An 11,988-nucleotide genomic window follows, 5' to 3' on the forward strand; every position below is an offset into this window, starting at 1 on the left:
GTGGGGCCGGGGTCGGCCGATTTATCGGTCCCCGAAGATCGTGCGGTGCCAGTCCTTGCGGACGACCGCGGTGTTGTCGTACATGACGTGCTTGACCTGCGTGTACTCCTCGAAGGAGTACGAGGACATGTCCTTGCCGAAGCCGCTGGCCTTGTATCCGCCGTGCGGCATCTCGCTGATGATCGGGATGTGGTCGTTGACCCAGACACAGCCCGCCTTGATCTCGCGGGTGGCGCGGTTGGCGCGGTACAGGTCGCGGGTCCAGGCGGAGGCGGCGAGCCCGTAGGGGGTGTCGTTGGCGAGGCGGATGCCCTCGTCGTCGCTGTCGAAGGGCAGCACGACCAGGACCGGGCCGAAGATCTCCGACTGGACGATCTCGCTGTCCTGGGCGGCGTCGGTGACGAGGGTGGGCCGGTAGTAGGCGCCGTCCGCCAGTTCGCCGCCGGGGGCCTCGCCGCCGGTGACGACGGTGGCGTACGCGCGGGCGCGCTCGACGAATCCGGCGACCCGGTCCCGCTGGGCGTGGCTGATCAGCGGGCCGAGGTCGGTGTGCGGGTCGAAGGGGTCGCCGAGCCGGACGGTCTCCATCAGCTCGGCGACGCCCCGCACGAAGGCGTCGTACAGCGGGCGCTGGACGTAGGCGCGGGTGGCGGCGGTGCAGTCCTGGCCGGTGTTGATGAGCGCTCCGGCGACCGCGCCGTTGACCGCGGCGTCGAGGTCGGCGTCGTCGAAGACCACGAAGGGGGCCTTGCCGCCGAGTTCGAGGTGGAGGCGCTTGACGGTGGAAGTGGCGATCTCCGCGACCCGCTTGCCGACGGCGGTGGAGCCGGTGAAGGAGGTCATGACCACGTCCGGGTGGCCGACGAGGTGTTCGCCGGCCTCCTTGCCCGCGCCGGTGACGATGTTGATCACGCCGTCGGGGATGCCCGCCTCCGTGGCCGCCTGGGCGAACATCAGCGAGGTCAGCGGGGTGATCTCGGCGGGCTTGAGGACGATGGTGTTGCCCGCGGCGACGGCCGGGAGGACCTTCCAGGCGGCCATCTGGAGCGGGTAGTTCCAGGGGGCGACGGAGCCGATGACGCCGATCGCCTCGCGGCGTACGTACGAGGTGTGGTCGCCGTCGTACTCGGCGGCCGACTTGCCCTCCAGGTGGCGGGCGGCTCCGGCGAAGAAGGAGGTGTTGTCGACGGTGCCGGGCACGTCGAACTCGGTGGAGAGCTTGATCGGCTTGCCGCACTGGAGCGACTCCACGTACGCGAAGTCATCGGCCTGTTCGGCGAGGACGGCGGCGAAGCGGTGCATCGCCTCGGCCCGCTCGGCGGGCGTCGCGCCCGACCAGCCGGGGAACGCCTCGCGCGCGGCGGCCACGGCGGCGTCCACGTCCGCGGTGCCCGCCAGCTCGTAGCTGTACACGGTCTCGCCCGTCGCGGGGTTCACCACGTCGTGGCGGCGCCCCGAGGTTCCGGACCGCAGCTTTCCGCCGATGTACTGTGCGCCGTCCGCGAAGCGGTCCTGCACCTGGATGCCGTTGCCCATGACGCTCTCCTCCGCCGCACGCCCCGGGAATACGGGGGCGGCGTAGTCTCTGCTCGATTTGAGTGCCGATCCTGACAGAGGCCATCCACCCCAACAAGTGATTCCGTTGTTGCCTTTTGGTTACGCAACGGAATCTGTCGACCATGTGTCGCGTCAGTGCGGAATTCCCCGTACGTAGTGTCAGTGGCGGATGCCAGAATCGCATGTCATGGAACACATGGACGATCTCCTGGCACGGGCCGGGCGCGGGGAGAAGGTGAAGTACCTGCACTTCTGGGGACACCGCCCGCGGCCCGCCGGCCGTATCGGCGCGAGCTGTCTCAGCCAGTGGTGGCCGTCGCGTTTCACGGTCGACGGCGTGACGTACGCGTCGGCCGAGCACTGGATGATGGCGGGCAAGGCGCGCCTGTTCGGTGACGCGGAGTCGGAGGCCGCGGCGGTGGCGGCGAAGAGCCCGGCGGTGGCGAAGAAGGTGGGCCGGCTGGTCCGCGGTTTCGACGACGCGGTGTGGGAGCGCGAGCGGTACGGGCTGGTGGTGGCCGGCAGTGTGCACAAGTTCGGCGGCGACCCGGAGCTGCGGGAGTTCCTGCTGAACACCGGGGACCGGGTGCTGGTGGAGGCGAGCCCGATGGACCGGATCTGGGGCATAGGGCTGGCGGCGGACGACCCCCGGGCGGCGAACCCGGCGACCTGGCGGGGGCTGAATCTGCTGGGGTTCGCGCTGATGGACGCGCGGACCCGGCTGCGGGCGGCCTGAGAAGGCCGGGCGCGGCCGGAGAGCGGGGGCGCGGCCGGGGCGGCCGGCCGTCCGCGGAGGCCGACGGCTCCCGCGCGACGGCCGGGGCACGGCCCCCGGAACACGGCCCCGGTACGGCTCGACGGCCGGTACGGCACAGTGCCCGGTACGGCTCGACGGCCGTGCGGGCCGGGGTCCGGCCCGCACGGCCGTCGAGACAGGGGCGTGCTGTCGGCCCGGTGCCGGTTATCGCGTGACGTCGACGACCAGGGACGTGGCGTACGGGTCGTCCTCGTAGGTGTCCTCGAAGTCTTCGGTGTGGGTGGCGATCAGCCAGACGAAGAAGCTGATGATCGCCACGCCCAGGGCGATGCCTACGGAGCCCATGATGATCCCGGCGAGCGCCTGACCGCTGTTGGTCGCCTCACCGCGCTGCACCCGCTTGCGGCCCAGGATGCCGAAGATCAGGGCCAGTACGCCCAGGACCAGGCTCGGGATCCCGTAGACGCAGAACATGCAGACGGCCAGGATGCCGAGCACCATGGCCGCCGTGCCCATGCCGTTGGCGGGCGGCGCGCCCCACGGCGCCTGGGGGTATCCGGGGTACGCCGGATACCCGTACTGCGGCGGTGCGGACGGGTAGCCGTACGGCCCCGTGACCGGCGGAGCCTGCTGCCCCGGCCCGTTGGGACCGACCGGGGGCGGCGGCACCTCGCCGGGTACCGGCCCGGTCTGGGCGGGCGAACCGAACCCCGGCGGCGGCACGTCGGTCGGCGCGGGGCCCTCCCCGACGCCCGGCATCGAGGTGACCGTCGGCTGACTGTGCACGGCGGGCGGGCGGGCGTCGCCGGCCGGCTTGTCCAGCGGGACCTTGCTGTCCGGCGCGGCCCACGGATCCCGCGGCGCGCCCCCGCCCTCGGGCTGCTCTGTGTTGTCTGACATGTGCCTCCCCCATCGTGGTCCCGTCATGCTACGGCCCGCCCGTTCACCTGCGGACCCGGCCTACGATGATGCCCGTCCTCTGCCCGGCCGACCGTGCCCGGCAGCACCCCGTCCCACGCCCCGGAGAGTCCGATGCACGATCTGCGCCCCTTCATCGCGGGGCTGCCCAAGGCGGAACTGCACGTCCACCACGTCGGGTCCGCCTCCCCCCGCATCGTCGCGGAACTGGCCGCGCGCCACCCCGACTCCAAGGTCCCCACCGACCCCGAGGCCCTGGCCGACTACTTCACCTTCACGGACTTCGGGCACTTCATCGAGGTGTACCTCTCCGTCGTGGACCTGATCCGCACCCCGGAGGACGTCCGCCTGCTGACCTTCGAGGTCGCCCGCGACATGGCCCGGCAGAACATCCGCTACGCGGAGCTGACGGTGACGCCGTACTCCTCGGTCCGGCGCGGCATCCCCGAGCAGGGGTTCATGGAGGCGATAGAGGACGCCCGCAAGGCGGCCGAGGCCGAGCTGGGCGTCGTACTGCGCTGGTGCTTCGACATTCCGGGCGAGGCCGGACTGGCGTCCGCCGAGGAGACCACCCGGCTCGCCCTGGACCTGCGGCCCGAGGGGCTCGTCTCCTTCGGGCTCGGCGGCCCGGAGATCGGGGTGGAACGCCCGCAGTTCAAGCCCTACTTCGACCGTGCGATAGCCGCGGGCCTGCACTCCGTGCCGCACGCCGGGGAGACCACCGGGCCGCAGACCGTCTGGGACGCGCTGACCCACCTGCGCGCCGAGCGCATCGGTCACGGCACCCACTCCGTCCAGGACCCGGAGCTGCTGGCCCACCTCGCCGAACACCGCATCCCGCTGGAGGTCTGCCCGACCTCGAACATCGCGACCCGCGCCGTGGCCGACATCGACCAGCACCCGGTCCGGGAGATGGTGCGGGCGGGCGTCCTGGTCACCATCAACAGCGACGACCCGCCGATGTTCGGCACCGACCTCAACAACGAGTACGCGGTGGCCGCCCGGCTGCTCGACCTGGACGAGCGCGGGCTCGCCGCGCTGGCGAAGAACGCGGTCGACGCCTCGTACCTCGACCCGGCCGGCAAGCGCACGCTGGCCGCCGAGATCGACGCGTACACGACGGGCTGGCTGGAGCGCTCCGCCCAGTGACCGGGGTGACCACGGGATGACCGGGGGGCCGGGTGAACGCGGGGTGGCCGAGGTGACCACGGGATGGCCGGGGTGGCCACAATGACCCCATGGCCACCACAGTCACCGCCGTGGCGCACCGCGGCGATCCCTACCGGGCCCGCGAGAACACGCTCCCCTCGATCCGCTCCGCCCTCGCACGGGGGGCGGACGCGGTCGAGATCGATGTGCGGGTCACCCGCGACGGGGTGCCGGTCCTGCTGCACGACGCCACGCTGAAACGGCTGTGGGGTCACGATCTGCGGCTCGACCGGCTGACCCGGGCGGAGCTCGCCGGGCTGACCCGGGGCGGTGTGCCCACGCTGCGCGAGGCGCTGCTCGCCACCGGGCCGCACCGCGTCATGATCGACCTGCCCGGCTCCACCGACGGTTCCGTGGCCGGGACCGTCGCCGCGGTGCACGCGTGCGGGGCCGGGGAACGGGTGTACTACTGCGCGGGGCCCGAGGCGATGCTGCGGGTGCGCGCCGCCGATCCCGCCGCCGAGATCGCCCTGACCTGGACGGCGTCCGCCCCGCCGGGCCGGGTGCTGCTCGACGCGGTACGGCCGCGCTGGCTGAACTACCGGTTCGGCCTGGTGGACCGCGATCTGACGGACCGTCTGCACCGGGACGGGCTGCTGGTCTCCGCCTGGACGGCGGACACCGGCTACGTCATGCGCCGCCTCGTCCGGCGGGGCGTCGACTCGATCACCACCAACCGGGTGGACGTCCTGCGCGGCGTCCTCGCCAACTCCTCTGCCAGCGGCCCCGCTTGATCGTCCGGCATCATGGGCGGCACCCCCTCCCCCGATACCGTCCGGCCCGAGGAGCAGAACCGTGACCGATGCCCGCACCGATTCCCTTCCCTACCGCGTCCGTTCCGACATCGCCCACAACGCGCGGGTCTGGAACCACTGGCTGGGCGGCCGGGACAACTACCCCGTGGACCGCGCGGTCGGCGACCGGGTCACCGCCATGTACCCGAGCATCGGCGAAGTGGCGCGCGCCGACCGGGAGTTCCTGGGGCGTGCCGTCCGGTATCTGGCCGGGGACGTGGGGGTCGGGCAGTTCCTGGACATCGGCACCGGCCTGCCGACCGCCGGGAACACGCACGAGGTCGCCCAGCACACCGCCCCCGCCTCCCGTGTCGTGTACGTGGACAACGACCCGATCGTCCTGGCGCACGCCCGTGCGCTGCTCACCAGCTCCCCGGAGGGTGCGACCGCGTACATCGACGCGGACGCCCGCCGCCCGGAGGAGGTCCTGCGGGCGGCCGAGCCGACGCTGGACCTGGGGAAGCCGGTCGCGGTCATGCTGCTCGGCATCCTCAACTTCGTCCTGGACACGGACGAGGCCCGGCACATCGTGCGGACGCTGATGGACGCGGTGCCGTCCGGCAGCCACCTGGTGCTGACCCATCCGACACTGGAACTGGGCGGCGAGGGCAACGAGGCGGCGATGCGGTTCTGGAACGAGAACGCCACCCCGCCGATCACCGCCCGCGGCCGCGCCGAGTTCGCCACGTTCCTGACCGGACTCGAACTCGTGGAGCCGGGCATCGTGTCGTGCGCGCGCTGGCGCGGCGAGCCGGGAGCGCCCCTGGTCGCCCAGTTCGGCGCGGTGGCGCGGAAGCCGTAGTGGATCCGCGGGGGGTGTGGACGCGCGCCCGAGGGGTGTGGGGGACGGACGTCGGGGTGGCGCTGCTGGTGCAGGCGGCGGTGTCGGTGCCCTGGGTGATTCCGAGGGACCCCCGGCTGGAACCGGCCACGGTGACGGCGTACCTGCTGACCACCCTCACCGTGGTACCGCTGGTGTGGCGGCGCCGGGCGCCGGTGCGGGTGCTGCTGGCCGTCTTCGCGGCCCAGGCACTGTACGGGCTCGCCGTCGACGGCCCCGGGCAGACCCTGCCGTACCCGGCCCTGGTCGCCCTCTACACGGTGGCGGCGCTCGCACCGTCGCCCGCACGGCAGATCTGCGGGGCCACGACCCTCGCCGTGGTCTTCCCCTCGACCGCGCTCAACACGGGCGAGACGCGGGAGCTGGTGTTCGCGCTCATCGTCTTCACCGCGGCGTACGGCTTCGGTCGGCTCACCCACACCCGGCAGGCGTACACCCGGGCCGTGGAGGACCGGGCTCGGCAGCTGGAGCTGACGCGGCGGATCGAGGCGGAACGCGCGGCGGCGCGTGAACGGGCCCGGATCGCCCGGGAGATGCATGACATCCTCTCCCATGCGGTGAGCCTGATGATCGTGCAGGCGGAGGCCGGTCCGGTGGCGGTGCGCACGGCGCCGGAGCGCGCCGAGGCCGCCTTCGACGCGATCTCGGAGACGGGCCGGGACGCGATGGCGCAGCTGCGCCGGATGCTCGGGGTGCTGCGCGAGCAGGAGGCGGACCGGGACGCGCCGCGCGAGCCCCAGCCCGTGCTGGCCGAGCTGGAGAGGCTCGTGGAGCGGGTCCGGGCCGGCGGCCTGGAGGTGTCCTACGAGGTCGTGGGGCCGGTCCGGGCGCTGCCGCTGGACACCGAGGCCACGGTGCACCGGATCGTGCAGGAGGCACTGACCAACGTGGTCAGGCACGCCGCCGCCCGGACGGTCGCCGTGCGGCTCGTCCACGGTCCGGCGGAACTGTCCGTGTCGGTCGTCGACGACGGGCGCGGGCCGGGTGCCGGGAGCGGCGGGAGCGGCGGGAACGGCGGCGGGTTCGGTCTGGTGGGCATCGCCGAACGCGCGGCCTCGCACGGCGGAACGGCCCGTACCGGTCCTGGTCCGCGGGGCAGGGGGTTCCGGGTGGAGGTCGACCTTCCGCTGGAGCCGGTGCGGTGAAGCGCTCGCGCCGCCGTTCGTGGGCGAGGAGGTAACGTCCGGGGCGGAGGTGGGGAGTTGACGATCCGTGTGGTGGTGGCCGACGACCAGGAACTGGTACGCAGCGGCTTCGCGATGATTCTGGACGCGCAGCCGGACATCGAGGTCGTCGCGGAGGTGGGCGACGGGGCGCGGGCGGTGGACGCGGTGCGGCGGCTGGCGCCCGACGTGGTCCTGCTGGACATCCGGATGCCGGTCGTGGACGGGATCGAGGCATGTCGCACGATCAGCGCGGAGACCGGCTGCCGGACGGTCATGCTCACCACGTTCGACTCCGACGAGTACGTCTACGAGGCGCTGCACGCGGGCGCGAGCGGCTTTCTGCTCAAGGACGTCCGCAGGGACGACCTGGTGCACGCGGTGCGGGTGGTGACGGCCGGCGATGCGCTGCTCGCGCCGTCGGTGGCCCGGCGGCTGGTCGCCGACTACACCTCCCGGCCCGTCGCCCCGGACGCGGTGCCCGCCGGGCGGCTCGACGCGCTGACCGCCCGCGAGCGCGAGACGCTGCTGCACCTGGCCCGCGGCCTGTCGAACGCGGAGATCGCGGCGGCCCTGGTCGTCAGCGAGCACACGGTGAAGACCCATGTCGGCAACGTGCTGTCCAAGCTGGGGCTGCGCGACCGCATCCAGGCGGTGATCTGCGCGTACGAGACCGGCCTCGTCGCTCCCTCGCCCGGGGGAGGCGGCCCGGTCCCCTCCCCCGGGCGAGGGAGCGGATCTCCCTCCTGAGACCCCTCGCTCCGGGGATCCGCCGGGGCCCGGCGCTCAGCAGGATGGAATCCGAGAACGGCGGCCCGCGACGGGCGGGCCGCCCCTGATCCCACTCCCAGGAGGCGCCACGATGAACGCCCGCACCCGCACTCTCCTCGCCACCGCCCTGGTCCTCGGGTTCGCGGCCGGCCCGGTCGCCCCGGCATGGGCATCGGCGGCTCCCCGGGTCCCGGTGGCGGGCGCCGCGGCGCAGGGCCCGGTGTACGGGGCCCCGGACGCGAAGGCGCTCGCCGCGGCCGTCGCCGGGCTGCCGAAGGACTCCGCGACGGCCGCGCTGGTGCGGGTCTCGGGCACCTCCGGTGCGTGGCACGGCAGTTCCGGTGTCCACGATCTGAGGTCGGGCCGCCCGGCCGATCCCGACGGCCGGTTCCGGGCGGGTTCGGTGACCAAGGTCTTCACGGCGGCCACGGTGCTCCAGCTCGCCACCGAGCGGAAGGTCGACCTGGACCGGCCGGTGCGCGCCTATCTGCCGGAGCTGATCCCGGCGACGTACGGGAAGGTGACCGTGCGTCAGTTGCTGAACCACACCAGCGGACTGCCCGCCGCCGACTTCCCGGGCACGACCGTCGAGGAGTGGTACGAGAACCGCTTCGTGCGCCACGACCCGCGCGCGCTCGTCGCCTCGGCGACGGCGAAGCCGGCCGAGTTCCCGGCCGGGACCAGGCAGCACTACCTCAACATCAACTACACCGTGGCCGGACTGCTGATAGAGAAGGTCACCGGGCACGGCTACGAGAGCGAGGTCGGCCGGCGCGTCCTCGGACCGCTCGGCCTGCACGACACCTCGTACCCGGGTGCCGACCCCCGTATCCACGGTCCGCACAACCACGGCTACCAGCGGATGCGGCTCGACGACGGCAGCACCGGGCTGCGCGACATCAGTGTCTGGGGCGCCACCGACGGCTGGGCGGCGGGCGACATCATCTCCACCACCGCCGATCTGGAGCGCTTCACACAGGCCCTGTTCCGTGGCCGGGTGGTGCGCGGCCCGATGCTGGAGGAAATGTTCACGCTGCCCGCTCCCTCGGTCCGGGACCACGAGTCGGGCAAGCCCGCGGCGTACAGCGCGGGGCTGACCTCCTGGGTGGTCGACGGCCACCGGGTGTGGGGCAAGACCGGTGGCCGCTGGGGTTACAACGCGGGGGTCGGGGGCACCCGGGACCTCTCCCGCGTCCTCGTCTACAGCGTGAACTCCACGGACGCGAAGGGGGAGGGCACCAACGACGTCGTGGCGGGCCTGGTCGCCGCCGCCTTCGGAACGCCGGCGCGGGGCTGAACTGCCTGGAGGGGCAACGGGGAAGCGGCTCCCCGGGCCGGACTCAGCCGGCCGTCGCGGCGACCGGTTGCGGTGCGGGGTCCGGGGCCGGCAGCGCCTCCAGCCGCTTGATCATGCGGCGCACCACGAGCAGCGGAATCACCCCGAAGACCCCGAACGACATGTCGATGACGGACCACCAGAAGGGGATGCCCCGGACGGGCCCGCAGATCAGCGCGAGCGGGATGATCCCGGCGCAGGCGATCATGCCGAATTCGATGACCCAGATGTTGCGGACCGGGTCGCGGTAGGGGCCGTAGAAGGCGACCGCGATGACGAGGTGCGCGAAGGCCAGCCAGTCGGTGCCGTACAGGACGAAGGGGTACTTCGCGTCGGCCTCGTCCAGGCCGGTGCGGACCTTGGTGATCCATTCCGTCAATGCCGGGAAGTGCTCCGGAACGGGAGAGGCCGAGGACCTCAACAGGTCCTCGGCCCAACGGAGTTCATGGACGAGCGGAAAGGCGGTCAGCCCGCTCAGTACCAGACAGACGATGAAGAAGATCAACCACACGCGGATGCGCCTCAGCAGGGCTCTTCGCTCGCTCATGTCCGCAGCGTACGCCCGCGCTCACCGGCGCTTCGCACCGCCTTCCCCGGTCCGCGCGGCACGCCTTCGCGATGCCTTCTTGGGGTCCGCGCCGCGCCTTCCCGCCCCGCCGGAGGGCCGGTCGGGGTCGGTGTCCTCGTCGAAGTCCCCCAGGTGGACGGGGCCGTTCGCCGGCCGGGGGTCCACGAGCGCCCCGGCCAGGAGCCGGGCCAGGCCCTTCGGCCGGACGGTCTCCTGCGTGGCGGCCAGTTCCTCCACCGACCACCAGTGGTGCCCGTGGCGGGCCTCGGCCGGGTCGATCCTCACGCGGTGCGCCTCGTCGTCCGTGACGCGGGCGAGACGGTACTCCTCGTACTGGTCGAAGCCCCGGCCGTCGACGGTGAAGGCGGTCCGCCGGGTCCAGAGGAGCGGGCCGAGACGGTGGGCGGGAAGGGACAGGCCGGTCTCCTCCCGGATCTCGCGGACCGCCGCCCGGAGGTGGTCCTCACCGTCCTCGACGCCGCCGCCGACGGTGAACCACCACCTCGCCCCCGGTCCGCGCGGATCGCGTCCGCAGAGCAGCAGAAGCCGGTCCCGCCCGTCGACCAGGAGCACCCGGGACGTCCGTCGCTGCGTCTTCCGCCCGCTCTTCGGCACCACGGGCGCCGATGCTATCCGAGCGCTCCCCCGCGGTTTCCCGCCCCGTGGCGGTCGAAAGGCGTACGGCACACGGCGAATGCGGTGCTTCCGGTCGCGCTGCCCCGTACCGCTCCCGTACCGCCGCCGCGCTCACAGACCGGCGATGGCGTTCCACTTCTTCGCGAAGCCGGAGCGTTCCTCGGACGTGATGTCGCGGGCGATCGTCAGCCGTTCGCGCATCTCGTCGTCGGGGAAGATCAGCGGGTCCTCGGCGAGTTCGGCGGTCTCCTTGTCCTTGGCCGCGGCCAGTACCTCGCGGGCGGCCGGGACGGGGCAGACGTAGTTGACCCAGGCGGCCAGCTCGGCGGCCACCTCCGGCTCGTAGTAGTAGTCGACGAGCTTCTCGGCGTTGCGCTTGTGGCGGGCGAGGTTGGGGATCATCAGCGATTCCGACCAGAGTTCGCCGCCCTCCTCGGGAACCACGAACTCGATCTCCGGGTTGTCGGCCTGGAGCTGGATGACGTCGCCGGAGTACGCCTGGCAGGCGAGCACGTCGCCGGTCGACAGGTCCTTGATGTAGTCGTTGCCGGTGAAGCGACGGATGTGCTTCCTGCGCACCAGCTTCTCGATCTGTTCGCACACCTCGTGGAAGTCGTCCGCCACCCAGCGGGTGATGTCGACGCCGTTGCCCAGCAGCAGGAGGGCGAAGGCCTCGTCGAGCCCGGACAGCAGCGTCATCCTGCCGCGCAGGTCGTCCGCCCACAGATCACTCACGCTCCTGATCTCGCGGCCGAGCTTCTTGCGGTTGTACGCGATGCCGGTGATCCCGGACTGCCAGGGGACGCTGTGCGTGCGGCCCTTGTCGAAGGCGGGCGAGAGCAGCTGCGGGTCGAGGTGTTCGGCGACGTTGGGCTGCCCGGCCCGGTCCATCTCCTGCACCCAGCCGAGGCGTACGAACCTGGCGGACATCCAGTCGCTGACGACGATCAGGTCCCGGCCGGTCTCCTGGTGGTTCATCAGCGCCGGGCTGATCTTCCCGAAGAACTCGTCGTTGTCGTTGATCTCCTCGGTGTACGTGACGGAGATGCCGGTGCGTCCGGCGAACGCGTCGAGGGTGGGCCGCTTCGACTCGTTCTCGTCGTCGGTGTCGATGTAGAGGGGCCAGTTCGCGAAGTGCAGGGAGCGGTCGCTCGCCGAGGTGTCGCGCCCGGCGCGGTCCCCGGGCTCCACGTAGGCGGCGGGCACACCGCAGCCGGCCAGCGCGGTACCGGCCGCCGTGGCTCCGAGGGCGCGCAGCAGGGACCGGCGGGACATGGGGTTCTTCGGGGTTGCTCGCACCCGCGCAGGATGCCGGTCGGCCGGACGGCCGGGCAATGGACCAACCGTCCAGCGACCAGTGCGAGTCCAACCCCTCCAGGAGCAGCCGCAGCGACTCGCGGCCCTGCTCGTCCAGCGAGCCGAGCAGCTCCTTGTCCGG

At 72.4% G+C, this 11,988-nt stretch carries 12 protein-coding genes and 1 pseudogene; 7 read left to right on the forward strand and 6 right to left on the reverse strand.

Going from position 1 to position 11,988, the window contains the following annotated elements:
- Positions 1–21: 21 nt before the first annotated feature.
- The gene (locus ACWCXX_RS33705; protein WP_451133971.1) at positions 22–1,536 is read right to left on the reverse strand and encodes a gamma-aminobutyraldehyde dehydrogenase; all 1,515 of its coding nucleotides are present in this window, start codon (positions 1,534–1,536) and stop codon (positions 22–24) included.
- A gap of 217 nt (positions 1,537–1,753) precedes the next feature.
- On the opposite strand from ACWCXX_RS33705, the gene ACWCXX_RS33710 reads away from it, so the two are divergent.
- Positions 1,754–2,293, forward strand: coding sequence for an NADAR family protein (locus ACWCXX_RS33710; protein WP_451133991.1), 540 nt, complete (start codon positions 1,754–1,756; stop codon positions 2,291–2,293).
- A 225-nt stretch (positions 2,294–2,518) separates the two neighbouring features.
- Here ACWCXX_RS33710 and ACWCXX_RS33715 read toward each other — a convergent pair whose 3' ends face one another.
- Positions 2,519–3,214: a DUF4190 domain-containing protein gene (locus tag ACWCXX_RS33715; protein ID WP_451133973.1), complete on the reverse strand. Its 696-nt coding sequence runs from the start codon at positions 3,212–3,214 to the stop codon at positions 2,519–2,521.
- A gap of 132 nt (positions 3,215–3,346) precedes the next feature.
- On the opposite strand from ACWCXX_RS33715, the gene ACWCXX_RS33720 reads away from it, so the two are divergent.
- The 6 genes from ACWCXX_RS33720 (at position 3,347) to ACWCXX_RS33745 (ending at position 9,307) form a co-directional block, all read left to right on the forward strand.
- A complete protein-coding gene (locus tag ACWCXX_RS33720) occupies positions 3,347–4,381 on the forward strand; it encodes an adenosine deaminase (protein WP_451133975.1) in 1,035 nt (344 codons plus the stop codon).
- 89 nt (positions 4,382–4,470) lie between these two features.
- The gene (locus tag ACWCXX_RS33725) at positions 4,471–5,175 is read left to right on the forward strand and encodes a glycerophosphodiester phosphodiesterase (RefSeq protein WP_451133977.1); all 705 of its coding nucleotides are present in this window, start codon (positions 4,471–4,473) and stop codon (positions 5,173–5,175) included.
- 61 nt (positions 5,176–5,236) lie between these two features.
- Complete coding sequence (locus tag ACWCXX_RS33730; protein ID WP_451133979.1) at positions 5,237–6,037, forward strand: SAM-dependent methyltransferase; 801 nt, start codon at positions 5,237–5,239, stop codon at positions 6,035–6,037.
- Positions 6,038–6,051: 14 nt separating this feature from the next.
- The gene (locus ACWCXX_RS33735) at positions 6,052–7,221 is read left to right on the forward strand and encodes a sensor histidine kinase (protein ID WP_451133981.1); all 1,170 of its coding nucleotides are present in this window, start codon (positions 6,052–6,054) and stop codon (positions 7,219–7,221) included.
- A 57-nt stretch (positions 7,222–7,278) separates the two neighbouring features.
- Complete coding sequence (locus tag ACWCXX_RS33740; protein WP_451133983.1) at positions 7,279–7,989, forward strand: response regulator; 711 nt, start codon at positions 7,279–7,281, stop codon at positions 7,987–7,989.
- 112 nt (positions 7,990–8,101) lie between these two features.
- Positions 8,102–9,307: a serine hydrolase domain-containing protein gene (locus ACWCXX_RS33745; protein WP_451133985.1), complete on the forward strand. Its 1,206-nt coding sequence runs from the start codon at positions 8,102–8,104 to the stop codon at positions 9,305–9,307.
- Between the two features lie 43 nt (positions 9,308–9,350).
- Here the strand turns inward: ACWCXX_RS33745 and ACWCXX_RS33750 are convergent, their stop codons facing one another.
- From ACWCXX_RS33750 to ACWCXX_RS33765, 4 genes and pseudogenes are all read right to left on the reverse strand, one after another.
- The gene (locus ACWCXX_RS33750; RefSeq protein WP_451133987.1) at positions 9,351–9,893 is read right to left on the reverse strand and encodes a hypothetical protein; all 543 of its coding nucleotides are present in this window, start codon (positions 9,891–9,893) and stop codon (positions 9,351–9,353) included.
- 21 nt (positions 9,894–9,914) lie between these two features.
- Positions 9,915–10,532, reverse strand: a complete 618-nt coding sequence (locus ACWCXX_RS33755; protein ID WP_451133989.1) for an NUDIX hydrolase — start codon at positions 10,530–10,532, stop codon at positions 9,915–9,917.
- 129 nt (positions 10,533–10,661) lie between these two features.
- On the reverse strand, positions 10,662–11,825 hold the full coding sequence (locus ACWCXX_RS33760; protein ID WP_451133992.1) for a polyamine ABC transporter substrate-binding protein: 1,164 nt from the start codon (positions 11,823–11,825) through the stop codon (positions 10,662–10,664).
- Positions 11,809–11,988: pseudogene (locus tag ACWCXX_RS33765) on the reverse strand (hypothetical protein); the annotation flags it as partial. The gene ACWCXX_RS33760 and the pseudogene ACWCXX_RS33765, both read right to left, overlap by 17 nt.

This window comes from Streptomyces sp. NPDC001732 (assembly GCF_053596315.1).